20 protein-coding genes are annotated in these 24,442 nt (G+C 72.0%); 7 read left to right on the plus strand and 13 right to left on the minus strand.

The annotated features are described in order from the left end of the window. Positions 1-87: 87 nt before the first annotated feature. Entirely contained in the window at positions 88-1,389 is a 1,302-nt protein-coding gene (locus tag ACFP1Z_RS11145) for a transcriptional regulator (protein WP_390315878.1), read from the minus strand. Here ACFP1Z_RS11145 and ACFP1Z_RS11150 point away from each other — a divergent pair. Further along, on the plus strand, positions 1,388-1,600 hold the full coding sequence (locus ACFP1Z_RS11150; protein WP_390315879.1) for a hypothetical protein: 213 nt from the start codon (positions 1,388-1,390) through the stop codon (positions 1,598-1,600). The two genes, ACFP1Z_RS11145 and ACFP1Z_RS11150, sit on opposite strands and share 2 nt — an antisense overlap. Positions 1,601-2,026: 426 nt before the next feature. On the opposite strand, the gene ACFP1Z_RS11155 is transcribed toward ACFP1Z_RS11150, so the two are convergent. Continuing rightward, the gene (locus tag ACFP1Z_RS11155) at positions 2,027-3,136 is read right to left on the minus strand and encodes a phospholipase D-like domain-containing protein (RefSeq protein WP_390315880.1); all 1,110 of its coding nucleotides are present in this window, start codon (positions 3,134-3,136) and stop codon (positions 2,027-2,029) included. A 224-nt stretch (positions 3,137-3,360) separates the two neighbouring features. Here ACFP1Z_RS11155 and ACFP1Z_RS11160 point away from each other — a divergent pair, with 224 nt between their 5' ends. After that, entirely contained in the window at positions 3,361-4,335 is a 975-nt protein-coding gene (locus ACFP1Z_RS11160) for a PrsW family intramembrane metalloprotease (protein ID WP_390315881.1), read from the plus strand. 296 nt (positions 4,336-4,631) lie between these two features. Continuing rightward, complete coding sequence (locus ACFP1Z_RS11165) at positions 4,632-5,999, plus strand: S53 family peptidase (protein ID WP_390315882.1); 1,368 nt, start codon at positions 4,632-4,634, stop codon at positions 5,997-5,999. Between the two features lie 139 nt (positions 6,000-6,138). Here ACFP1Z_RS11165 and ACFP1Z_RS11170 read toward each other — a convergent pair whose 3' ends face one another. The 5 genes from ACFP1Z_RS11170 to ACFP1Z_RS11190 all read right to left on the minus strand — a co-directional run bounded on the left by ACFP1Z_RS11170 (position 6,139) and on the right by ACFP1Z_RS11190 (position 12,779). Continuing rightward, positions 6,139-6,441, minus strand: a complete 303-nt coding sequence (locus tag ACFP1Z_RS11170; RefSeq protein WP_390315884.1) for a hypothetical protein — start codon at positions 6,439-6,441, stop codon at positions 6,139-6,141. Between the two features lie 164 nt (positions 6,442-6,605). Further along, positions 6,606-7,832 carry a cytochrome P450 gene (locus tag ACFP1Z_RS11175; protein WP_390315885.1) on the minus strand — a complete coding sequence of 409 codons (1,227 nt, stop codon included), beginning with the start codon at positions 7,830-7,832 and terminating at the stop codon, positions 6,606-6,608. Positions 7,833-7,896: 64 nt separating this feature from the next. Continuing rightward, positions 7,897-9,120, minus strand: a complete 1,224-nt coding sequence (locus ACFP1Z_RS11180; protein ID WP_390315886.1) for a cytochrome P450 family protein — start codon at positions 9,118-9,120, stop codon at positions 7,897-7,899. Then, positions 9,117-12,188: an amino acid adenylation domain-containing protein gene (locus tag ACFP1Z_RS11185; RefSeq protein ID WP_390315887.1), complete on the minus strand. Its 3,072-nt coding sequence runs from the start codon at positions 12,186-12,188 to the stop codon at positions 9,117-9,119. The genes ACFP1Z_RS11180 and ACFP1Z_RS11185 overlap by 4 nt, the downstream gene beginning before the upstream one ends. A 123-nt stretch (positions 12,189-12,311) precedes the next feature. Further along, complete coding sequence (locus tag ACFP1Z_RS11190) at positions 12,312-12,779, minus strand: pyridoxamine 5'-phosphate oxidase family protein (RefSeq protein WP_390315888.1); 468 nt, start codon at positions 12,777-12,779, stop codon at positions 12,312-12,314. A gap of 230 nt (positions 12,780-13,009) precedes the next feature. On the opposite strand from ACFP1Z_RS11190, the gene ACFP1Z_RS11195 reads away from it, so the two are divergent. Next, entirely contained in the window at positions 13,010-13,711 is a 702-nt protein-coding gene (locus ACFP1Z_RS11195; protein WP_390315889.1) for an LOG family protein, read from the plus strand. On the opposite strand, the gene ACFP1Z_RS11200 is transcribed toward ACFP1Z_RS11195, so the two are convergent. The 3 genes from ACFP1Z_RS11200 to ACFP1Z_RS11210 all read right to left on the minus strand — a co-directional run bounded on the left by ACFP1Z_RS11200 (position 13,662) and on the right by ACFP1Z_RS11210 (position 17,647). Then, entirely contained in the window at positions 13,662-15,218 is a 1,557-nt protein-coding gene (locus tag ACFP1Z_RS11200) for an MFS transporter (protein WP_390315890.1), read from the minus strand. The genes ACFP1Z_RS11195 and ACFP1Z_RS11200 overlap by 50 nt on opposite strands. A 245-nt stretch (positions 15,219-15,463) precedes the next feature. Continuing rightward, positions 15,464-16,117: a transglycosylase SLT domain-containing protein gene (locus ACFP1Z_RS11205; RefSeq protein ID WP_390315891.1), complete on the minus strand. Its 654-nt coding sequence runs from the start codon at positions 16,115-16,117 to the stop codon at positions 15,464-15,466. 291 nt (positions 16,118-16,408) lie between these two features. Then, positions 16,409-17,647, minus strand: a complete 1,239-nt coding sequence (locus tag ACFP1Z_RS11210; RefSeq protein WP_390315892.1) for a sensor histidine kinase — start codon at positions 17,645-17,647, stop codon at positions 16,409-16,411. 334 nt (positions 17,648-17,981) lie between these two features. Between ACFP1Z_RS11210 and ACFP1Z_RS11215 the strand changes: the two genes are divergently transcribed. Beyond that, complete coding sequence (locus tag ACFP1Z_RS11215) at positions 17,982-19,214, plus strand: HtaA domain-containing protein (protein ID WP_390315893.1); 1,233 nt, start codon at positions 17,982-17,984, stop codon at positions 19,212-19,214. Positions 19,215-19,276: 62 nt separating this feature from the next. Here the strand turns inward: ACFP1Z_RS11215 and ACFP1Z_RS11220 are convergent, their stop codons facing one another. Beyond that, complete coding sequence (locus tag ACFP1Z_RS11220) at positions 19,277-20,206, minus strand: NADP-dependent oxidoreductase (protein ID WP_390315894.1); 930 nt, start codon at positions 20,204-20,206, stop codon at positions 19,277-19,279. Between the two features lie 214 nt (positions 20,207-20,420). Here ACFP1Z_RS11220 and ACFP1Z_RS11225 point away from each other — a divergent pair, with 214 nt between their 5' ends. Together ACFP1Z_RS11225 and ACFP1Z_RS11230 are read left to right on the plus strand one after the other, a co-directional pair. Next, on the plus strand, positions 20,421-20,894 hold the full coding sequence (locus tag ACFP1Z_RS11225) for a MarR family winged helix-turn-helix transcriptional regulator (RefSeq protein WP_390315895.1): 474 nt from the start codon (positions 20,421-20,423) through the stop codon (positions 20,892-20,894). 144 nt (positions 20,895-21,038) lie between these two features. Further along, positions 21,039-21,686: a transglycosylase SLT domain-containing protein gene (locus ACFP1Z_RS11230; RefSeq protein ID WP_390315896.1), complete on the plus strand. Its 648-nt coding sequence runs from the start codon at positions 21,039-21,041 to the stop codon at positions 21,684-21,686. Positions 21,687-21,808: 122 nt separating this feature from the next. Here ACFP1Z_RS11230 and ACFP1Z_RS11235 read toward each other — a convergent pair whose 3' ends face one another. Then, a complete protein-coding gene (locus ACFP1Z_RS11235) occupies positions 21,809-23,479 on the minus strand; it encodes an APC family permease (protein WP_390315897.1) in 1,671 nt (556 codons plus the stop codon). Positions 23,480-23,637: 158 nt separating this feature from the next. After that, entirely contained in the window at positions 23,638-24,279 is a 642-nt protein-coding gene (locus ACFP1Z_RS11240; RefSeq protein ID WP_390315898.1) for an HAD family hydrolase, read from the minus strand. Positions 24,280-24,442 lie beyond the last annotated feature (163 nt).

Genomic DNA, 24,442 nt, shown 5'->3' on the forward strand with positions numbered 1-24,442 from the left:
AGTAGCGGTACGCGTCGCGCTGGACACGACGAGACCCCGCCGCTGACTGAAGCCGCGTCGGCGGGGCCTCGGACGAAAGTGCGCTGGTTACGCGGCCAAGAGCACGCGTGCGCGTTCGTTGAAGTCCGCCACGAGGGGATGATTCCCGAAGGGGACCATGCGCCGCTGCACGTCGTGGAGCGCTTCCACACATCGCGAGGACTTCACGCGGCGAGCAAGGTCGAGCGTCTTCACACCGGCTGAGTGGGCGGACTCAAGGTCCCGTCGCTGGAGGTGGGACACGGCAAGGGCTGCTTGCGACATGGCCCCACGGCGGGCTCGGTTCTGGGCTCGTGCATGGGTGATCGACTGTCGGGCATGCTCGGCGGCGTCGTCCGCCTGGTCCAGGTCCCGGAAGGCGTTGGCGTACTCACCATGGAGGTATGCCCCGTCGATGAACTTTGCCCACTCGGGCTCACTCGCCCGGTCGACTCGCGAGAACGCGAGCTCGGACTCGTTCACGGCCCTGGCTGTCCCTGTACCGTCCCCGAGCACCGCCAAGGCCCTTGCTTCCAGGGCCCACAGGTCAGCGAGGCAGGCGGGGGCGTTGGCTCGGGCGAGCCCGTGGCGGCCTGCCTGTGCAAGCCTCTGTCCCTCTTGCGGGTTTCCGGTCAGCGTGGCCTGGTCTGCCATGCCTGCCAGGACGTGAGCGCCCAGTGGAGCATCCTCGGATTCCTCGGCGAGGCGCAGCGCTTGGATCAAGTACCGCTGTGCAGTGCCGTGTTCGCCGTCGTCGAAGGCCATCCACCCCAGCAGGTAGGTCTGCTCCGAGGCCGCTGCGCACAGGGCTCGCCGCACGTTCTCGGAGTACGTACGGCGCAGCAGAGGGTAGACGTGCTGGTTCATGTACTCGGTGAGCACCAGCCGCCCCGAACCCCCGCCCTGCATGACGTCGATCTCCTGGAACGCTCCGAACATGTTCCGGACGCTCATCACGTCTTCAAGTCGAACACGCCGACCCGGCTCGGGTTCCTGGTCAAGGGTGTTCAGCAGCCAGTCCCGCGACGGCCCGATACCCGCGGCTGCTGCGAACGGCGCTGCCGCGAGGAATTTCCTACGATCCATGTCCGCTCTCCCAAGCTCGGTCACCGATTCGACCGTCACTGCCCACGATGGGCTGTACGTCAGGGGGCGGTCAAGATCCGGCTCGTCCCCCAAGCCGAGGTCGTACGTGGTGATCCGCCGACCGAAGTGCCCCGAGAACACATCAGCGATGAGGGTGGGCAACGGCGTACGTACCTCCTGCCCCGCGAGCCATCGTCGTACGGCCGTGGCGTCGGGGTTGATGTGCCGGTGTCCGTACGCGAGTGCCCGTGCGCGAACACGGCGGGCAAGCTCGCCCTTGCTCATGCAATTGCCAGCAGTTTTCTTGTCATTGATTCACCACGGTGAAGGGGCATCGGTCGAGTCGGGCGACACCACGGTGGTCACGCAGTACCTCCACGGCTGGGCGCGGCATCGGCGTGATGTGCACGCGGAGCACACGCCCCGGAAGGAGGCATTGAGCGAACGCGTGGCAGCCGCCAACGCGCTGAGCCGGCAGGCGGCGAACCTGCGGTGACCGCCGCCGATACCAGGACCCGCGACAGACTGGCCTGTATCGAGGCCGAGTTGGCGAAATACCAGCAGGAGGCGCATCGATGACTGCAGCATGCCCGCACAGCGCGGTCGTACCCGTGCCGCACACGTCCGGTCCGAGCGTCATCGTCCCTGGTGACACGGACTGCATTGAGTGCATCCGGCTCACCCAGGCCCGGTACGCGGACACGGCGCGTGGCGATTGGACGGCAGAGGTCCGGCACCGTGAGCAGATGCACGCGCACTGGACGGCTGCACACGGAAGGTGGCGCTCGTGAGCTCGTCTCGTTCTCGGCCGCCGTCATTCCCCGGCTCGTCATGGTCCTCTGGGTGAGGGACAAAGAGCCGGCCGCGGAGCTGCCCGCCCCGCGGCCGACGGAGATCGGCTCGGTGGCCGCGCGGTCTCTCGTCACGCGGCCCGGGCCGAGGCGTCGTCCTCCGAGGACTCCGACTCGTACGGCGTCCCGCCCGCGAAGTCCGACGTGAACGTGGACTCGATGCCCTTGAGCACCCCGGAGTCCCCGACGATCAGCCCGAGTTCGCGGTTGTTGTTCAGGGAGTTGTTGGAGAAGTTCTCCGAGCCGGCGAAGACCTTCGCGCCGTCCGTGCCGTAGTCGGCGACGATGGCCTTGGCGTGGATGTACAGGCCCTCGGTGGAGGAGTACGTGACGACCTTGCCGCCGGCCGCCTTGACCTGGTCGAATTTTTTCGCGTACTTGCCGGGGTTCATGCCCACGACGCGCACGTCGACGCCCCGGTTCTGGGCCGCGACCACCGCGTCCACGAGCGTGGAGTCGCCGAACTCCAACTGCTCCAGGTCCAGTGAGCGCTTGGCGCCGTTGATGAGGGCGAGCAGCCGTTCCTCGGAGTCGGTGGGCGACCACACGAGGCTGGTGCCGTCGGAGGGGGTGACGGAGGTCTTCGCGTAGTCGGCCTCGAAGACCTGCTCCACGGCGGCGACGTCGGCGGGGTCGGTGTCGACGACGCCGAAGTCGCGGTCGTTCGCGTAGTACTTCTCGTCCAGGTTGCCGGTCATGACGAGGGACTTGGCGGCGTCGACGGTGACGCTCTTCTGGTGGGTGTAGACGAAGTCGGAGGAGGACCAGGTCACGCCCGCGCCCGCGTCCTTGAGCTTGTTGTAGGCGGCGTCGTTGACCTTGGTGTGCTTGGCGTCGAGGATCACGCGGACCTTCACCCCGGCCTGCTGCCGCTGTACGAGCGCGTCGACCGCTCTGCTGTCGCGCAGCTCGTACATGGTCACGTCCACCGACTTCTTCGCCGAGGCGATGAGGTCGTAGACGCCGGTGCGGTCCTGGTCGGGGAAGACCAGCAGGGAGTACGTGCCGGGCGCGGCGGCCTGCGCGGCGGCCTGCGCGGCGCCGGCGGTGGCGAGGGCGGAGGCGGGGACGGAGACGAGCAGCAGGGCGCCGGCGGCGACTGCCGCTCGGCGGGGTAAGCGGGCGGATATGTGGGGGGATATGTGGGGAGAGGCGTGGGGGGTTGTGTGGGGGGACCGCATTGCCGAACTCCAGTCGGTGGTCGGTGGGTTGGGGGGTGCGGGCGCATGGCGCGCGTCCTCGGTTCATCGTGCGGCCGCCCGGGTTTACGCGGGTAGACACCGGAGGTGAATTTTTGACGCTGTCACGACAAACGACGGTGCGGGGGTCACGGGGGAACCAGGGACCTCACCCGTACGGGTCACCGTGGCGGCGCAGCCGTCCCGCGCGGTGCCAGGGTGGCGGTATGGCCATGCCCCCGCCGTCCCCGCCCCCGTCTCCCCCCGCCCCGCCCGTACCGCCGGCGCCGCCCACACCGCCGCCCGCCGGTATGCGCCCCGGACTGTGGCTGCGCTGTCTGCTCGGCGGGATCGCGCTGTGGGTGCTGGCCGTCGTCGTCACCTACGCCACCCAGAACTCCAACCTGCTGCCCACGATCATCCTGCTCGGCAGCTTCCTGGTGCCCTTCGTCTTCGCGCTGTGGGCCTACGAGCGGCACGTGGAGGACTTCGGCATCGAGCTGCTGCTGGGCTGCTTCGTCGTCGGCGGCGTCCTCGGGGTCCTGGGCGCCTCCGTGCTGGAGTACTACCTCCTGCACCCCTCCGTCTGGCTGTTCCTCGGCGTCGGGCTGATCGAGGAGGCCGTCAAGGGCCTCGCGCTCGTCCTGCTGCTGCGCCGCCACCACGAGATCCGCGGGGTGCGCGCGGGCCTCGTCCTGGGCGCGGCGGTCGGCTTCGGCTTCGCCGCCTTCGAGAGCTCCGGCTACGCGTTCAACGCGCTGTTCACCGAGCGCGGCAGCATCTCCCTGCGGGACCTCGTCGAGACCGAGGTGCTGCGCGGCATCCTCGCCCCGTTCGGGCACGGCCTGTGGACCGCGCTGCTCGGCGGCGCGCTGCTCGGTGCCCGCAAGGACGGCCGCTTCCATCTGACGGGCGGCGTGCTCGCCACGTACCTCGGGGTCTCCGTACTGCACGCGCTGTGGGACTCGATGAACGGCATCGCCGTGTGGCTGGTCTTCGCGCTCACGGCCAGCAGTGAGCAGCGCGCCCTCTTCGAGTACGGCTACATCCCGCGCCCCACGGTGGAACAGAAGCACCTCTTCACGCTGTTCTCGGACGGCGGGCTGGTGGTCGTCACGCTCGTCGGGCTGTGCTGGCTGTGGTCGATGGCCGCCCAGGAGAGGGCCCGGCAGGCCGCGCACCCGCCGAGGTGGCGCACGTAGCCGCGCCGTGCCCCCGGGCCGTGCGCCCGTCCCGCTTCCGGGCGCGGGGCGGGCGCGGCCCTGTTCCGGCCCCCGAGCGGGCAGCCTTCCAGCAGACCAGCAGACAACGCCAGCAGACACACGACCGCGCAGTCAGTCACGGAACGGCCAGTTCCGTCCCCAGAAATCCAGTCGCAGGCAAAGCATTCGGCATCAAGGGTCAAACAGTCTTGTCCTGCCCATGACGTGCCGGGTGAGATCACGTCACCTGTCGTGGTGCCGGCATCCGCGCGGCCCTGTCCCCTTCGAGGAGACCCATGTCGATATCCAGCCCCCGGCTGTGTGCCGTCGCCACGAGTGCCGTACTCGTCGCGGCCGCGGTGACGGCGGCCCCGCAGGCCGTGGCCGCCGCCCGTACCGTCCCGCACACCGCCGCCCGTCCCGCCGTCGCCGGCCACCAGCTGATACGCGCCGTGGGCAGCCCGCTGTCCACCGCCGAGTGCCGGGCGAAGTTCAAGCTCGCCTGCTACAACCCGCTGCAGTACCGCCGCGCGTACAACCTCGACCCGCTGTACAAGGCGGGCATCACCGGCAAGGGCCGCACGATCGTCATCGTCGACTCCTTCGGCTCGCCGACGATCCAGCACGATCTCGACGTCTACAGCAAGCAGTTCGGGCTGCCCAGCACCAAGGTGCAGGTCGTCAAGTGGGGCAACGTCCCGCAGTTCGACCCCAAGAACAAGGACATGAGCGGCTGGGCCGGGGAGACCACCCTGGACGTGGAGATGGCCCACGCCGTCGCCCCCGACGCGAAGATCGTGCTGGTCGAGACGGCCGTCGCCGAGACCGAGGGCACCACCGGCCTGCCCGAGATGATGGACGCCGAGAAGTACCTGATCGACCACGGCGTCGGTGACGTCATCACCCAGAGCTTCGGCGCCACGGAGAACACCTTCCCCGGCTTCGACAAGGGCGACTTCTCCAGCATCAAGAACCTGCGCTACGCCTTCCAGGCCGCCGCGCAGCGCGGCGTGACCGTCCTCGCCTCCTCCGGCGACGGCGGTGCCACCGACAACACCGCCGACGGCAAGGGCTTCTACAAGGAGCGCGTCAACTCCTGGCCCTCCTCCGACCCGCTGGTCACCTCCATCGGCGGCACCCAGCTGCACCTGGACGAGCAGGGCGACCGCACCGCCCCCGAGAGCGTCTACAACGACCACGGCGCGGGCGGCGGCGGCCAGTCGCACGTCTTCGAACGGCCGCGGTTCCAGAACGTGGTGCGCGATGTCGTCGGCGAGCGGCGCGGCACCCCGGACGTCTCCATGGCCGCGGCGGTGGACGGCGGCGCCTGGGTGTACTCCAGCTACGACCCGGACGCCACCGGCTGGGACGTCTCCGGCGGCACGAGCGAGGCCGGCCCGCTGTTCTCCGGCATCGTGGCCCTGGCCGACCAGGCCGCCGGACACCGCCTCGGCACCATCAACGACGCCCTGTACGCGCTGTACGCGCAGTCGGCGTGCGACCCGTGCACCGGCATCGTCGACGTCAAGGACGGCACGAACAACAGCTACATGGGCGTCACCGGCTACACCGCCGTCCCGGGCTACGACATGGCCACCGGCGTCGGCACCGTGGACGCCGCCCGCTTCGTGCCCGCCCTCGCACGGGAGAGCCGCCGTCACTGAGCGCCCCGCGAGAGACTTCCGGCACCGCTGTCCGTAGAGCGCCGGCCGCGGTGCCGGAAGACCCACGAACGCCCTTGCCCGGGCCGCACTGCCCGGGCAAGGGCATGCGCGCTGTCGGGGCCGGTGCCCCCGCCCGTAGTCAGCCGTCCGGGTTGGCCTCCATGCACGTCAACTCGACGCTGTCGACGACCGCTTCGTACGTCTGCCCCGTCAGCTGCGCCACGTTCTCCATGCCGACGGCCATCCAGCCGGCCAGGCTCATGATGAGCACCCGCAGCCCGTCCGTGCCGTGCTCCGCGAGCACCTTGTCGGCGACCCGCTGGGCCTCCTCCGGTACGCGCTCCGCCGGTTCCAGGCCGATCACCGTGCGCATCAGCCCGATCGTGACGCGGGTGATCTCGGGGGCGATCGCCCGGAGCCGCCGGCCTTCTTCCTCGTCCACGCCTTCCCCATTTCTCCCGCTGCCACGGGCTGTCGTACCGGCACCGTAGAGCAGCGCCCCCGCCCCGCGCCAAGCTTTGGCCTGGGATGTCACCGCAGGGGTGAACAGGGTTTCGCGGGACGGGAGTTGGGGTCTGCGTCAGATGTGCGGAGAGGCGCTCCCCGTCACCAGGTCACCGGAATCCCCGCCGGCATGATCGCCATCCGGTTCGGGTGCCAGGGGACCTCCTGCGGCGCGACCGCGAGCCGCAGCTTCGGGAAGCGGTCGAGCAGGACGCGGAAGGCGGTGTCGGAGTGCCGGCGCACCAGATGGGCGCCGGGGCAGTGGTGGCGGCCGTAGCCGAAGCGCAGGTGCGGGTTGGGGGAGCGGGACGCGTCGAAGGCGTCCGGGTCGGTGAAGGCCGCCGGGTCGTAGTTGGTGGCGTCCAGGGAGAGCAGGATCAGCTCGCCCTGCTTGACCTCCGCTCCGCCGAGCTCCGCGTCCTTCGTGACGAAGCGCGGGATCGCGTTGCCCAGCACGACGCTGCAGCGCAGCAGTTCCTCCACGCACTGCGGCATCGTCTCCGGGCGCTCCCGGAGCGCGTCCATCACCTCCGGCCGCTGCAGCAGGTTCAGCGCGCCCACGCCCAGGAAGCTCGCCAGGTCCTCGTAGCCGCTGACGAAGAGGACGGAGACGATGTTCGACAACTGCTTCTCGGTCAGGCCCTGCCGGTCCTCGTTGAGGTCGGCCAGCCGGTCGATCAGGCCGCGCGGCTCGCCCGGGCGCCGCGCCGCCATGTGCGCGGCCATGTAGGCGCGGATCTCCTCCCAGTTGCGGGCGAGCTCCTCGTTCGTGGGCGTCACCATGGTCAGGTCGAGGTCGGCCCGGGCCGCGAGCCACTCCCGGTCCGCGAAGGGCAGGCCCAGCAGCCGGCACATGCACTTCGCGGAGACCCACTCCGCGAAGTTGCGCTGCAGATCGCCCGGTTCGCCCTCTGCGGCCATGCGCTCCAGGCCCTCCCGGGTGGCCTCGGCGACCCAGTCGGAGGGCAGGTCGGGCTGGTTGCGGCCGAGGGCCTTGAGGGTCTCGTCGCGCAGCCCGGCCCGCTGGAGGTGGTTCATGGCGTCCAGCAGCTCGGGCGCCAGGATCGGGGCGTCCTGCTGGGGGCTGTCGGCCTCGGCCAGTACGGAGCGCGCGAACCTCCGGTCGCGCAGCACGTCCTGGGCCAGCTCGTAGCCGGTGACCAGCCAGGCCTCCTCGCCCGTGTTGGTGTTCACCCGGGCGACGGGGCAGCGGGCGCGCAGCTCGGTGAGTTCGGGGGCGAGCCGGTCGCCCTTGGTGCTGAAGGGGTAGCGGGGCAGCGGTTCGCCGGGGGTGTCCGCGGCGGGGGAGCGTACGTCCGGTGCGGTCATGAGCGGTCTTCCGGCCTTTCTCGTACGGTCGTTGAGCGTACGGTCGTCGATCGGGCGGTACGGGTCACCAGCGCACCGGCAGCCGCGCCGGTGCCCGCAGCGGGGTGGACTCGTCCCAGGGGACCGACTCCGCCGGCACGGCGAGCTCGATGCCGGGCAGCCGCTCCAGCAGCACCTGGATGACGGTGGCCAGCTGCAGCCGGGTCAGATGGCCGCCGGTGCACGCGTGCGGCCCGTGCCCGAAGGCGATGTGCGCGTTGGGGGTGCGGGTCAGGTCCAGCCGGTCGGCGTCGGCGAACGCCTGCGGGTCGCGGTTGGCGGAGGCCGGGACCGGGACCACCGCGTCCCCGGCGCGGATGTGCTGCCCGTGGAGGGTGAAGTCCTCCTTCGCGACGAGGATGTTGATGGCGTTCATCAGCGGCACGTACCGCAGCAGCTCCTCGACGGCCGTGCCGATGCCCTCGGGTTCGTCCCGCAGCCTCCGCAGCTGCTCGGGGTGGGTGAGCAGCGCGAACAGGGCGTTGCCGGTGTGCTGCATGTTCGTCTTGTAGCCGGCCATCAGCATGGTCACGATGAAGCTGACGACGTCGTCGCGGGTGATCGCGCTGCCGGGGCGGCGGCTCTCCGCGAGCAGCTGGTGCACGTAGTCGTCGCCCTCGCCCTCCTGTTCCTTGCGGGCGATGACCTCGGCCGCGTAGTCCTGGAGCGCGTACAGCGCCGTGAGGATCTCGTCCATGGACAGCCCGGCGGCGCCGAGGAGGGTGAGGGTGTGCGGCAGGTACCGCTCACGGTCCTCGTACGGCAGGCCGACCGTCCCGCACAGCACCCGCAGCGGCAGCGGCTCGACGTACGAGGCGACCAGGTCGGCCACCCCGCCCTCGGCGGACGCCACCATCGTGTCGATCAGCTCCTCGGCGATCGCCCGGATCCGGGGTGCCATGAACTCCAGCCGCCGGCGGCCGAACATCGGCAGCACCGTGCGGCGCACCCGCTCGTGGTGCTCGCCGGTCATCTCCAGGAACGTCGGCAGGCACGGCGGCGGCGCGTCGGCGTCCTCCCGGGGCGGCCAGGCCGACAGCAGCGGACGGATCAGCCGCGGGTCGGCGAAGGCGGCGCGCGCGTCCTCGTAGCGGCTGATCAGCCAGCCCGTCTCGCCGTTGGGCAACTGCGCCTTGACGACGGGCTGTTCGGCGCGCAGGCGGGCGTACGCGCACGGCGGGCCGAAGCTGTCCGGGTCCACGGCCGGGACCGGGATCACCTCCGGGTCTGTGGTCTGCGGCGTGCTCACGCGCGGCCCTCCGTCCCGGCCGCCCGTACCGGCCGCTCGATGTAGCCGGAGGAGAAGAAGTACGCCAAGTACCGGTCGATCAGCGCGGAGTCCACCGGCGGGCAGCCGAGCCCGCTGTCCGCCAGCGCCGCCTCGGCGTTGCGCCGCCCGAGCACCGGGAACGTGTCCTTCATGTACATCTCCTTGACCGACATGTCGGCCGTACGGCTGCGGTCCACGCACAGCGACACGAACGGCGCGGTCGGGCTCGTCGGGTTCCGGCTCACGTGCCGCACGAGTTCGCCCACCCACTGCGCGTACGGCAGCGTCCGCAGCTCGAAGCCCGCCGCGCGCATCCGCTCCAGGACGTCCGCGAACATCGCCGGACGCGGATTGGTCAGGTGGTACACCTGCCCGGTGGCCGGCCGGTGCGTGGCGATGTGGACCAGGGACTCGGCGAGGTGGTCCACCGGCACGAAGTCCATGGGGAGTTCGATGTCGGGGGCCAGACCCGTCTCGGCGACCGTCTTGAACAGCGAGCAGATGGCCGTCTCCGTGTTGCACGCGCCGTGCACGCGGTCACCGGTGACCTCGTACGGCCGGTAGACGGCCACCGGCAGTCCCTGCCGTGCCGCCTCCTGAAGCACTCCTTCGGCGACCCACTTGCTCTCCGCGTAGCCCATGGTGAGCCCGTCGGCGTGGGCGAGCGGCAGGTCCTCGTCGACCTCGCGCACCCCGGCCGTGCCGAAGCCGGCGACGACGGCGACGGTCGAGACGAAGTGCACGGGCACGCGCCGGGGCGCCGCGACGCGGATCACTTCCCGGGTGCCGTCGACGTTCGCGGCCCGCAACTCCTCGTACGGATAGAGGAAGTTGACGCGCGCGCCGTTGTGGACGACGAGGTCGAGGGTGCGGGAGAGCTCGCCGAGGTGCTCGGGCGACAGGCCGAGGCCGGGCTCGGTGAGATCGCCGGGGAAGCACTCGACGCGCTGCCACGCCTCCTCGTCCGGGCGCAGCCCGTAGCGGGAGAGCGCGGTGCGTACGCGCTGCTCGGCGTGCCGGCGGCTCGACGCCCGTACGGGGCAGTGCACGCGTGCCGTCGTCGCGCGCAGCAGCCGGTCCAGCAGGAACGCCCCGACGAACCCGGACGCGCCGGTGAGCAGCACGTGGCGCGGGTCCTGCGGTCGGGGGGCCGGGCCTTCGGCCGGCGGCAGCTCGAAGCCGAGTTCCCTCTCGCGCTCGAAGTCGACGGCCGGTGTCGCATCGCACGCGGTTCCGCCGCGCGCCTCGCGCACGGCGGCCGTGAAGCCCTCCAGGGTGGGCGCGGCCAGCAGGGCCCGTACGAGGGTGGAGCCGAGCCCGGCGTCCAGACTGAGCACCGCGAGGGTACGGGTGACCGCCTCCGACGCGAGCAGCGAGTCGCCGCCGAGGAGGAAGAAGTCGTCCTGCGGCGTGGGGCGGACGCGCAGCACCTGCTGCCACACCTCGGTCAGGACGTCGAGCAGCCCCTCGACCTTCGCCTCGTCACCGGTCTCCGGGCGGGCGGGCGCGGCGGCCCGCAGCCGGGCGCGGTCGACCTTGCCGCCGCTGGTGACGGGGAAGGCGTCCATGGCCACGAGCGCGGGCACGGCCTGCGCCGGCAGCCACTCGGCGCAGTACCGGCGCAGCGCGTCCAGCGGCACGGCGCGGCCGGGTTCGGCGGCGGTCACGTACGCCGTGAGTGTGCCCGACTCCAGCTGTACGACGGCCTCGCCGACCTCCGGGTGGGAGCGCAACCGGGCCTCGACCTCGTCGAGTTCGACGCGCACACCGCGCAGTTTGACCTGCCGGTCCAGCCGCCCCCGGTACTCCAGCAGCCCGTCGGCCGACAGCGCGACCCGGTCGCCGGTCCGGTACAGCGGGCCGCCCGCCTCGACGGCCGGCAGGGAGACGAACCGTTCGGCGGTCAGCGCCGGGTCGCCGAGGTAGCCCAGGGCCAGCCCGTCCCCGCCCACGTACAGCTCGCCCTCCTCGCCGGGCGCGGCGGGCGAGCCGTCGGGCCGCAGGACGTGGCAGACGGAGGCGCCGAAGGCACGGCCTATGGGCACGTGCGTGGCGTCCTCGGGCAGCGGGCGCAGCACATGGGCGGTGGAGACCACCGAATTCTCGGTCGGACCGTAGAAGTTGACGACCGTGGTGTCCGGGCAGGCGGCCAGGACGGCGTTCGCCAGGCCCGGGTCCATCGCCTCCCCGCCCGCCGAGACGAACCGCAGCCCGGCCAGGCCCTCGGGCCGGGTGCGGGCCATCAGGTGGAAGACACTGGTGGTCAGATAGGCCACCGTCACCCCGCCCGCGCGCAGGAGTGCCTCCAGCGCGGCGGGCGACAGGAGCTCCTCACGGTCGGCGATCACCAGGCAGGCGCCGGTCAGCAGCGCGCCCCAGATCTCTATCGTGGAGGCGTCGGAGGACAGGCCGTAGGCGTGCAGCACCCCGTCGCCCGGCCCGGGCGGGGCGAGTTCGGGATCGGAGAGCACCAGGCGGACCACGCCCCGGTGCGGGATCGCCACCGGTTTGGGGCGGCCGGTCGAGCCGGAGGTGAAGACGACGTACGCGCAGTCGTCGGCGGTGCCGACGGCGGGAACCGGGGCGGCGGGGGCGGCGATGTCGCCGTCCACGGCGTCGAGTTCGACGCTGACGCGCAGGCCGCGCACGCGGCGCGTACTGCCCGGCAGACAGACGGCGGCGCGCAGCTCCGCGTCCTCGGCCATGGCCCGCAGCCGGGCCGGCGGCAGGTCCTCGTCCAGCGGGACGTACGCGCAGCCGGCCTTGAGGATGCCGACGAGCGCGACCAGCGCCTCCAGCGAGCGGCTGCCGCACACGCCGACGGGCGTGCCCGGCCCGACGCCGCGTGCGCGCAGACGCGCCGCGAGGACCTCGGCGCGGGCGTCCAACTGCCCGTAGGTCAGGGTGCGGTCCCCGTGCCGGGCGGCGAGGGCGTGCGGCCGGGCAGCGGCCTGCTCGGCGAACAACTCGGGGAGACGGCGGCCGCGGGGGTATCCGGGAGCCGGGGTGTGGGAGAGCGGTCGTACGGAAACGTCGATGTGTGGCATGAGTTCCTGCTCGCGGGAGGTGCGGGGGGTGTCATGTCATCGATGGCGCAGAGACGGCGCGCAGACGGCGCAGACGTGCGTGTGGGGGCGTACGCGACCCGCTCGGTGGGGGAGCGGCGGCACTCAGCCCTGGCCGGCCTCGGCGAAGTCCGCGGCGAACGCGGCGAAGTCCGCGGTGCGCCAGTGCTGCGGCCGCATCCGGAAGGCGATGTCGTCCTTGAGCTGGCCGGCCGTGGCCGTCAGGTAGGCGCGCGCTTCCTCCGGGTCCAGATAGCGCTGCGCCAGGGTCTCGCGCACGGCCGGGTCCACGGGGTCCTCGATCGCGGTGACGGGGCCCTCGACGCTGACGTACCGGTACGGCCGGTTCTCGTCCTGCGCGCAGAGGCTGAACCGTCCGGCCTCCCGCAGCAGTCGCGCCTTGATCGTGTCGCGGCCGGTCTGGACGACGACCTCGCCGCCGGGCTCGTAGCCGTACCAGACCGGCACCACCAGCGGGGCACGGACGCCTCGGGGGTCGGTGACACCCAGGACACCGACGTGCAGACCGGCGAGGAAGCGTTCGCGTTCGTCGCGGGGCATGGCGGGCAGCATGCGGCAAGCTCCTTACTTTTCGGCGATGGCCGAACTCTTCGGTGATGGTCGAGCTCTTCGGTGATGGCTGATGGAGCGTGGACGTTCCGCAACGTTCTGTCAACCAACCAACATCACTGTCCGGCCAACCACGGTGCACGGAAGGTCGTCTTCCCCGGCTCGTACGGCCTCGGTTACCGTCGCCCGGATCCGCTCGACGTGAACCCGAGCGCAGTCAGAGGGAGTCAGCCATGACAGCGACACCGCACGCACCGGCCGCGACCGTCACCCACCGGACGCCGGACGCCCCGGTGACGAGTCCGAAGACGAGTCCGAAACGCGTCGGGGTCTTCTGCGGCGCCCGCGCCGGTAAGCACCCGCAACACCTGCGAACGGCAGAGGAGTTCGGCACCGCCCTGGCCCGGCACGGCGCCGGACTCGTGTACGGCGCCGGAGGCGTCGGCATCATGGGCGCCCTCGCCACATCAGCCCTGGCCGCAGGCGCGCCCGTCACCGGAGTCATCCCCCGCGACCTCTACGAGCGCGAACGCCCGGACGCCTCCCGCGGCGAACTCGTCGTCGTAAAGACCATGCACGAACGCAAAGCCCTGATGTACCGGCTCTCCGCGGGCTTCGCCGTGCTGCCCGGCGGCTTCGGCACCATGGACGAGTTCCTGGAAGTGGCCACCTGGAACCAGCTCGGCTTCCACGACAAGCCCGTCGTCCTCGTCAACTGCGGAGGATTCTTCGACCCGTTGCTCGCCTTCCTCGACAACATGGTCGCCGACGGCTACCTCGGCCCGGCCGAACGCGCCATCATCCAGGTCGCCCCGGACGCCGACGCCGCCCTCGCCCTCCTCGGCCGGGCCCTGCGCCCCGGGCCCGCGCAGATCCCCGTCGGGGTCAGCGCCGACGAGGGGGACGGGGCAGCAGGAACGAGACCGCGAACGTGACGGCCAGCAGCGCGAGTTCGGCCCACAGGGTGATCCTCATCGCCCCGCTGTAGCCGAGCCGCGTCGCCGCCCGCCCGGCCTCCCCGGCCGGGCGGCCGGCCGACAACCGGCAGGACTCCGCCGGAACGGACGGATCCGGCGACTCGGCCGTCTCCCGCCCGCAGGCCCGTACGGCCGCCACCAGCGCCGGCCGCTCCGGCCCCGCCACCCCAGCCTCCGCCAGCACCCTCGGCGCCACCGTCTCCGCGGCCCCGGCGACCTGACCGCCCAGCACCGAGAAGAACACCGTCCCCAGCACCGCGACCCCCAGCGCGCTGCCGAACTGCTGCACCGCCGTGAGCGTGCCCGCCGCCGAACCCGTCTCCCGCGGCTCGACCGCCGCCAGCACCGTGCTGAAGAACGGGCCCATCACCAGCCCCATCCCCAGCCCGACCACCGCCAGCGCCGGCGCCCCCCGCCACACCGTGACCTCCGCGCCCGCACCGGCCAGCACCGCCGCGAACCCGCCGCTGCCCAGCGCCATCACCCCCACCCCGAGCTGCACGAGCGCACGGCCCAGCCTCTCCATCGCCCCCTTGCCGTCCAGCACTTGCACCACGACGAAGCCGACGACGGTACCGCCCGACCACGGCAGCACCGCCAGACCCGCCTCCAGCGGGGAGGCCCCCAGCCCCGACTGCAGGAACAGACTCAGCACCAGCGAGAAACCCGCCACCGCCGCGAACAGCACGGCCCCCGTCACCAGGCCGCCCGAGAACGCCCTCTTGCGGAACAGGCCCGTCAGCACCAACGGATCCCCGCCGCCCCGCTCCCGGCGCGCCTCGTACCACCCGAACACCCCGAACAGGGCCACCCCCGCCGCCAGCGCGACGAACACCCAGGCCGGCCAGCCAAGTTCCCGCCCCTGCACCAGCGGGAAGACCACCGGCAGCGCGGCCACCGACGCCAGCACGACCCCGACGACGTCCAGCCGCGTGCCGCCCGCGGGCCCCGACCGGGGCAGGAACCGCCACCCGCCCAGCAGCGCGAGCAGCCCCAGCGGCAGATTGACCAGGAACACCATCCGCCAGCCCGACCCGAACCAGTCGGCGCTCACCAGCCACCCGGCCAGCACCGGACCGCCCACGTACGCCAGCCCCATCACCGGCCCGTACATCCCCAGTGCCCGGTTCAGCTCCCGCCCCGAGAACATCTCCCTGATCAGGCCCAGCCCTTGGGGGATCATCACGGCCCCGCACAGGCCCTGCAGCCCGCGCCCGGCGATCAGCGTCTCCGGCGAACCGGCCGCCGCGCACAGCAGCGAGGCCGCCGTGAACCCGGCCGCACCGGCCAGGAACATCCGCCGCCGCCCCGCCACATCGCCCAGCCGCCCGCCCGTGATCAGCCCCACCGCCATCGCCAGCGTGTACGCGGCCCCCAGCCACTGCGTCAGGCTCGCGCCCCCGCCCAGCTCGGCCCGTACCGACGGCGCGGCCACGGCCGCCACCAGCGCGTCGAGCATGTCCATCGCCTCACCGGCGAGCAGCACGGCCAGCGCGAGCCAGCGCAGGCGATACGGAGGGGAAGCGGCGGCGGAGCCGGGACGGAGGCCGGCACAGCTATCGGTACAGCTATCGGAACAGGTATCGGAACAGGTATCGGACATGGGAAGGATCTTTCCCGCGGAAGATCCCCGGGCAGAGCGGAAAACGCGCCAAGGGCGGCACCCTCGCGGGGTGCCGCCCTTGGCGGAAAAACGTGCTGACGCGCGCGTCAGTAGGCGGAGTTGACGTGGTCCATCGAACCGTACTTGTCGGCCGCGTAGTTGCAGGCCGCGGTGATGTTGGCGACCGGGTCGTAGATGTCCCAGGAGGTGCCCTCGACGTGGTACGCCTTGAAGGTCGGGTCGATCACCTGGAGCAGGCCCTTGGACGGGATGCCGTTGACGGCGTTGATGTCCCAGTTGTTGATCGCCTGCGGGTTGCCGGTGGACTCGCGCATGATGTTGCGCTTGACGCCCTCGTAGGAGCCCGGGATGCCCTTGGACCGCATGATGTCCAGGGCCTCGCGGATCCAGCCGTCCAGGTTGTTGCCGTAGGACTTCTTCGCGGGGGCGTCCTTGAGCTCGGCACGGTCGCTCGACCGGTTGGCACGGCCCTGGTCGTCCTGCGCGCGCTTGGCGTCGGCGTCGGCCTTGGCCTGCTGCGCGGCGGCACCGGAACGCTGGTCCATCTCGTCCTGCTGCGTCTCGCCGAACACACCGGCCTTCGCGGCGACCGTCTTCACACCCAGCGACTGCGTCTCCGCGGCGTTCGCGGTCGGGACGAGCGCGAGCACCACGGTGGCGGCACCGGCGGCGGCGATGCCGGCGGCGGCGACGGTGTGGACCTTGGACAGACGGGTATGGCCGGAAACGGTGGAGCGCATGACTGAGCTGAACCTTCCAATCGGGGAGTCGCACTGCACTGCCCCCTCGCAAGGGCGAGGGCGTGAAACAGGCGCCGTGTACGGACGCGGCGCCCAGCGACCCCGCAATTGTTAGCGGCCGGGAAATCCGCTGGCAAAGGTGTGACGTACTACAGGGGGCCGTAGGGCGGTGGCCGCTCCCGTACCGCACGGTCCGTCCCGCTCGCCCGGGACGGCGGCGCGGCGTCCACTAGCCGGCGTCGTACGTGATGTGGGTCCTATGGGTGGGCTCACACGCCCGACGCCGGGGCGTCACCGGGAGTGGCCGTCCGGGGACGCGGCGTCCTCGGATGCGGCGTTCTCGGACGCGCCGTCCTTGGATGCCGCCGGGGACATCCGCGCCTCCAGGAGGAAGCCCCCGCCGGGCTCCGGACCGGAGTGCAGGGTGCCGCCCATGGCGACGACCTCCTCCTGGAGCCACTTCAGGCCGTTGCCCGTGCCGGGAAGCCGGGCGCTGCCCCGGGCGGGCGGCCCGTTGCGGACCGCGACCAGCAGACCCGTGCCGGTCTGGATGATGCCGACGTCCACGGCGGCGCCGGGAGCGTGCCGGACGGCGTTGCTCAGGCCCTCCGCCACCACCCGGTAGGCGAGGTCCTGGGCCTTGGGCTCGAACGAGCCGGACGTGGTGTGCGCGTCCACGGTGATCTGCTGGCCGCCGTCGCGGTAGCGCCTGATCAGGGGCGCCAGATCGGCGAGCGTGTGCCGGCGCTCGGCGGGGCCGTCGGGGCCCTCGGAGGCCGCGGGCCGGGGGCCGTGCACGACATCGACCATCTCCCGCAGCGCCTGGACGGCATCCTTCCCCGCGTCGGTGATCAGCCGGCAGTGCTCCTTGACGGGCTCCGGGACATCGGGGCGCACGGAGATCGCCCCGGCCTGCAGCACCATGAGCGTCACCTGGCGCCCCACCCCGTTGTGGACGCACCGGACCAGCCGCTCGCGCTCCTCCAGGGCCTGGCGCTCGGCGGCGAGCCGGGCGTTCTGCTTGTGCGCCTTGGCCAGAAAACCCAGCAGGACCGGCACGACGACGATCACCGCGCTGTCGGCCAGCGTGGCCTCCGGGTGCGCGGCGTGCGCGATCAGCGCCTGCGGCGAGACCAGGGCGAACGCCAGGGGGACGAGGGCGAGCGCGGCGGCCAGCGCGTAGCGGCCCCTGCGGACGGCGGTGTAGCAGGCCAGGGTGGCGCTCAGCAGATGGCCGGTGATCAGGACCCCGGCGGCGGAGACCAGGGAGTACGGCACCAGGAACCGCTCGCGCCAGAGCGTGGCCACGCCGATCGCCGCGGACACCGCGACACCCGCCGCCAGACTGTCGACCAGCCCCGCCTCGGGAGTGGTCACGGCGATCTCCACCAGCAGGGCCCCGTAGAGGACGGCCAGCACCGCGTTCCGCCACGGGCTGGCGCACAGTCTGCCGAACCACTCCATGACCGTGTCGCGAGGTCTGGAGGCGGAGGCGCGGCCCCGCCAGGAATCCCGCTGGGCACTCGGCACGCTCTCGCCTTCCTCGGTTACTCGCTGCGCACCCCCCGGTCGCGGCCGGTGCGCGGACGGCGACGGCCCCCCGCATGCTATCCGTGGGCGGGGCGGTGTGTAGCCCGAAGTTGGTGTGTTTATCAACTTTTGGGGTGCGGTTGCCGCCGCCGCGCCCGGGGCGGGGCATCCGCGAAGGACCCCCGGTCCACAGGGCCCGGCCTCCGGTGCGAAGACGCCCGCCGGATCACGCAGTTGACTTCCTTCTCTGAAAGGTTCCCGTCAAAGGCGACGGAGGCAGGACCGAGCCCGCCCCGCAGGACGCGGCCTCGGCAACTCAAGGAGACGAACAACCGTGAACGCACAACCGCCGGTCGAGAACACCGCGGCCACCCCGGCCCGGACCGTCCACGGCGGACGCCGCAGCCTCACCCGGACCGCGACCCTCGCCGTGGCCGGCGCCATCGGCCTGGCCATCACGTGGACCGCCGCCGCCCCGGCCTTCGCCGGAACCCCCGCGGCGGCCGTCGCCCCGGCCGCCGACTCCTCGACGCCGGCGCTGAAGAACGGCAAGCTCACGTGGGGCGTCCACAGCCAGATGCAGAACCCCCTCGACGGCGACGCGGTCAGCGCCACCGACGGCGCCGAACGGAGCCGGGAAGGATTCACCTTCACCCGCGGCACAGGCGTGGCCGACGAGGAAGGCAATCTGCTGGAGGTGGCCTTCAAGGGCACCGTCGGCTTCCGGTCCGCAGCCAGCGGCTACACCCTCCGGCTGACCAACATCAAGATCACGCAGGAAGGCGGTCCGCGCGGTACCCAGTACCTCATTGCCGACGTCACGGCGCGAGGGGCCTCCCACAAGAACGTACGCCTCGCCGAACTCTTCAAGAGTTCCGGCCGCTGGCTGCCCTGGGTGACGCAGGAGGGCGAAGAGGCCCTGGACCACCCTGCCTTCTCCGTGGGCACGTATCTGGAGAGGCTCGACTTCTCCTTCGAGTACGAGAAGGCGCCCAAGGTGCCGCTGCCCGAGAGCAAGGCCCTCACCTGGGGTGTGGACTCCTCGGTGGCTCCCTGGCTGAACGGGCTCGACGGAGGGTCCGCCAAGGCCGCCGACGGCGCGAAGGTGACCGACTCCCGCGAGCAGTACGTCTTCCCCGTCAGCAGGGTGAGTACGAAGGGCTCCGGCAGCGCCGCCTCGGCCGTGATCACTTTCAGGGGCACCGTCCGGTACCAGGCGGGGAGCATGGCATTCGGTGCCGGCACGACCGAGCTGTCCAACCTCAAGGCCGTGATCCGGGGCAAGACCGGCTACATCACCGCCGACGTCACGACCGCCGCGACAAAGCGGGTCAAGGAGGGCGGGAAGTGGAGCACCAAGAAGGAGAACCGGACCACCCGCGGCGTTCGCTTCGCCGTGCTCGACCCGACCAAGGCCCAGCAGCTCCGGGGCAAGAGCGGTGACACCGTGCTCCGCGACATCCCCGCGACGCTGACGGCCGACGGCGCCAAGGCCCTGGCCAACCTCGGCCTCAAGGAAGGCAGGACCCTCGCGCCGGTCACCCTCTCGTACGGCGGGACGCGCTAATGAGGAGGGGGCCGGTGGCCAGGCCACCGGCCCCGAGGGCACCCCGCACCGCCCGGCGCGCGTCAGCGCTCACCCGCCCCCGTCGTGATCACGACCTTGCCCCGGACGTGCCCGGCCTCGCTCAGCCGGTGCGCGTCCGCCGTCTCCGCCAGGGAGAAGACCCGCGCGACCGGCATCCGCAGCCGGCCCTCCTCGATCAGGGGCAGGGCGGCGGCGAGGGCCTCGCGCACCGGGCCGGCGGTGGCGGAGAAGCGCACCTTGTGCTCGGAGGCGCGCGGGTCCGCGATCGTCAGGACCTTCTCCGGGCTCCCCGTCAGCTCCACGGACTCGGCCAGCACACCCCGGCCCGAGCAGTCCAGCACCGCGTCCACGCCCTGCGGGGCGGCGGCCCGCACCCGGTCCGGCCAGCCCTCCCCGTAGGTGACGGGAACCGCGCCGAGCTCCCGGAGGAAGCCGTGGTTCGCCTCGCTCGCGGTGCCCACGACCTTGATCCGCCGGGCGACCGCGAGCTGCACGGCGGTCAGCCCGACCCCGCCCGCCGCCGCGTGCACGAGCAGCGTCTGCCCGGCCTCCACACCCAGCTCCGCGAGCCCCCGGCCGGCGGTCTCCACCGCGATCGGCAGCGCCGCCGCCTCCGCGTACGACAGCGACTCCGGCTTCGGCAGCAGCTCGTCGACCAGGGCCAGGTCGTACTCGGCCGCCGCGCTGCGGTTCGCCGACCGGCCGAAGACGGCCCGGCCCAGCCACGCCTCCTCGACCCCGGGGCCGAGCGCGTCGACGGTGCCGGCCAGCTCCGTGCCCGTACCGGCGGGCCCGGCCAGCGGCTCGCCCCGGGCGATGAGGCCGCTGCGGAGCTTCCAGTCGAAGGGGTTGACCGTGGTGGCCCGCACCTCGACCCGCACCTGGCCGGGGCCCGGCTCGGGCATGGGCACCTCGGTCAGCCGGAGCACGTCGGCGTCGCCGTAGGAGGCGTAGCGGATGGCCTGGGGCATGGGGCTGCCTTTCGAAGCGGTGTCCTGGCCCGTCCCGGGAGGGGCGGTGGCACAGAGTCTGCGGCAGGGCGGCGGCCCCCGCTCGGCGGGACCGGGAAAGTCGCCCGATCTACCGACGACCGCCGACGGCACCCGTTCACGTACCGGCACCCATTCAGGTAGAGGGAATCCGGTGTACCTCCCAACGGCCCGGTGAGCCCCTACCGTGCTGTCCATGACCACGGAGTCCACGCGCCCGGATACCCCGCCGCTCACCGCGCAGCCCATCGGCTACTGGAGCTGGCTGGCCCACAAGGCGGTCGTCTCGCACCTGCGCGCCGCGATGGCCCGGATGGACATCACCCAGCCGCAGTGGTGGACGCTCAAGCACATCGACACCGCCGACCCCGTCCCCACGCGGGACGAGCTGTGCGAGCGCCTGGGCGGCTTCCTCGACATGGGCCCCGAGGCGATCGGCCACGCCGTCGACGCCCTGGTGGCCCGGGGCTGGCTCGCCCCCGACGCGGCTGGCCGGCTGTGGCCGACCGAGGCGGGCCGGGAGGGCACGGCCCGGATCAAGGCGCTCCTGAAGCGGCTGCGCTCACAGATCCACGACGGGATCCCCGAGGACGACTACGCGACCACCCTGACCGTCCTGCGCCGCATGATCCGCAACGTGGGCGGGGAGGACGCGCTGCACTCGGCGTGAACCGCCGCGCCCCGCCCGTACGTCTGTACCCGTGTGGACCGTCCGGCCGCCCCGGCGCGGCGGCCGGCCCCGCCGTGGGCGACGATGGTCCGCGACCGCGCACAGACGGACAGTGCCGGAGCGGCCGTGGGCAGGAGGCAGAGGATGAGGGCACAGCCGAGGACGAAGTGGAGGGCCGCCGCCCTGGCGGTCGCCGTCGTGGCGGGCGCCACCGCGTGCTCCACGAGCCGGGCCGCCGACCCGGGCGGCGCCGCCCCGTCCTCCGCGGGCGCCTCCGCCTCCGCCTCCCCGGACGCGGCCTCGGGAGAGAAGGACAGCTCGTTCTACGCGCCCCAGGTCCGGGCCTCCGCGCAGCGCGCCGGGGTCAGCCCCCAGCTGCTGATGGCGATCCTCTACAACGAGTCGTACAAGCCCCACGACCCGGCCTTCCAGCGGTCCTGGCAGAAGATCAAGAAGGATGCCGCCTTCGGCATCGTGAACATGCACAAGGCCGCCTTCGACGAGACCAAGCAGGGCCGCCCCTTCGCCCATCGCGACTGGGAGGAGCTGCCCGACGACCCGGCACTGGCCGTCGAGGCCGCGGCCTGGTTCCTGCACGACCTCGCCAGGCAGCTGCCCGCCGATCGGCCGGGCACGTACACCAAGGACGAGCTGCTGGCCCTGGGCTACAACACCGGCGCGGGCAACATGGCCGCCTTCGCCCGCGGCGCCCGCCCCGGCAGCCAGGCCCAGTCCTATCTGGACCGGCTCCACGCGAACTGGGACAAGGCGGGGGAGGCCGTGCGCGGCTGAGCCCGGGACACGTCGGGATATGCAGGGATACGTCGAAAGCCCCGCCGGTGATCATCACCGGCGGGGCTTTCGTTCGACGTGCGCAGGGGTACGTGCTCAGGGGTACGGGCGTGCCGTCCCCGTCAGGACGCCACGGGCTCCGGGGCGTGCTCGCTCTCCCCGGCCTGCGCCGGAACCTTGGCACCGTCACCGGCGTCGGCACCGGCGAGCACGGGGTCGGGGCCCGGCAGGCCCGCGCGGTGGGCGGCGACGCCCGCGCGTACGGCCCAGAAGTAGAAGCCCACCGCGGAGACGGCGACCACGGCGATGTCGACACCGCCCGGCAGCACCCCGTGGCCGCCGAACTCTGCGCTGCCCAGCGCCGACAGCAGCGCCAGCCACAGCAGGAAGGCGACCATCCACCAGGCCGGGGCGAACTGGCGGCGCAGGCTGCTCTCGCCCCGGCGGCGCAGCACGACCACCGCGATCGGCACCGAGACCAGGGTCAGCAGCGCCACCTTGCCGGTGTTCGGCCACTTCGACCAGTACAGGGCGCAGGCCGCGAACGCGAAGGTCACCGGGCACAGCACGGACGCGGCGGGCAGCCGGAACGGGCGCGGCAGCTGCGGCTTGGTCCTGCGGAAGACGCCGACGGCGATCGGGCCCATGAGGTAGGAGACGACCATCGCGGCCGAGACGACGCTGGCCAGGGCCTCCCAGCTGTGGCCGATCGTCAGCAGCAGCAGCACGGAGAAGCCCAGGTTCAGCCACATCGCGGGGCGGGCGACACCGTAGCGCGGGTGCACCTCGGCGATCTTCTTGGGGAAGAAGCCGGTGTCGGCGAGGTTCTGCGCCAGGTACGCGGCCGAGGCGACGTTGCCGATATTGGCGCCGTTCGGCGAGATGAACGCGCCGAACTGCAGCATCGTGACCACCCAGTGCAGCATCAGCAGCTTGGCGAGGTCGGCGAAGGGCGAGGCGAAGTTGATACCGCTCCAGCCGCCGGCCTCGGCGAGCTTCTCCGGCGGCACCGCGCCGAGGAAGGCGACCTGCAGCGCCAGGTAGATCACCAGGCCCAGGGAGAGCGCGCCGACGAGGGCGAGCGGAATGGCCCGGCCCGGGTTCTTCGCGGTACCGCCGAGGTTGACCACGGCCTGGAAGCCGTTGAAGGCGAAGACGACGCCGGAGGCGGTGACGGCGGTCAGCACGGCGGACCAGCCGTTGGGGGCGAAGCCGCCGTGCTCGGTGAAGTTGCCGCTGTGGAAGCCGGAGGCGATCAGGGCGCCGCAGGCCAGGACCGGGATCGCGAACTTCACCAGGGTCAGCAGATTGTTGGCGCGGGCCAGCAGCGCGACCGACCAGTAGCAGGCCAGCCACAGGGCGACGGTCAGGAACAGCGCCATGCCCAGGCCGGTCGCGGACAGCTTGCCGTCGGAGACCAGACCGCGCGCCCAGTCGAAGTTCCACGACGCCATGTACTGGGTGCCCGCGATGGCCTCGATCGGGATCAGCGAGGCGGTCGCGATCCACACCGCCCAGCCGGTGATGAAGCCGAGCACCGGGCCGTGCGAGATCGACCCGAACCGGGCCATCGCCCCCGGCAGCGGGTACGCGGCGCCGACCTCCGCGTACGACATGGCGATCATGCCGATGAAGACGGCGCCGATGACCCAGGCGACCAGCGCGGCCGGACCGGCGACCTGCGCGGCCTGGCCGGCACCGAAGAGCCAGCCGGAACCGAAGATGGACCCCAGCCCGATCATGATCAGCGCGAAGAGACTGAGGCCCTTGCGGTTGGCCGCGCTTATGTCCATGCTGTGCTTTCCGTTCTGCGGGGGGTGTGCCTGAGAGGCGAAACCAAAGAGGCGAAAACAGCCGCATCCACTTTAGGTGGCGTTTGCCCGCCAACTTTATGTGGCGTTTGCCTCATATTTGGTCGACAGCCCCCCGGCCGACCCCTCCACCAGCGCCCTCAGGCGCCGAAGCTCAGCGTCATTTCGTCCGAACCATGAACCCGGACCCGGTGCAGGCCTTCGATCACATGGTCTGCGATCAGATCTTCCTGCGGATGCGTGGTGGTGAGCGCCACACTGCGCATCCCCGCCGCCCGCGCCGCCGCCAGCCCCACCGGGGCGTCCTCGAAGACCACACAGTCCGCCGGATCGACCCCCAGCCGCTGCGCGCCCAGCAGGAAGGGCTCCGGATCCGGCTTGCCCCGCCGCACGTCGTCGGCCGCGACGATCAGCGGCGGATGGATCCCCACCGACGCGAGCCGCTTCGCGGCGAGCGCCCGGGTCGCCGAGGTCACCACGGCCCAGCGGCCCGCCGGCAGCGCGCCGAGCAGTTCGAGGGTGCCGGGCAGCACCACGACCCCGGAGACGTCCGCCAGTTCCAGCTCCTCTATGCGCCGCACCGCTTCCCCGACGCGCTGAGCGGGCACCAGATCCGCCACGATCTCCACCGCCGGACGCCCGTGCAACTGCACCCGCCCGAAGTCCTCCCCGGATATCCCGAACTCCTGGGCCCAGGCGGTCCAGCAGCGGACCACGGAGGCCATGGAGTCGACGAGGGTGCCGTCATTGTCGAAGAGAAAGGCTCGTGCGGTGAGGGACATGCGGGCTACCGTACCTGGCTTGCGGTAGCTGTCCGGCTAGTGTCTCGTGATCCTGCTTGTGTCACTTCGAGTTGTTCGCGACGAGCTTTCTGACGTTGCGCTGTGTCAGACGGACCTTCGCGAGGATCTCGTCGGCGGTCGCCGTCCAGGCGAAGGGTTTCGC

The organism is Streptomyces gamaensis, from assembly GCF_042656465.1.
In the GTDB taxonomy this organism is placed as follows: domain Bacteria; phylum Actinomycetota; class Actinomycetes; order Streptomycetales; family Streptomycetaceae; genus Streptomyces; species Streptomyces gamaensis.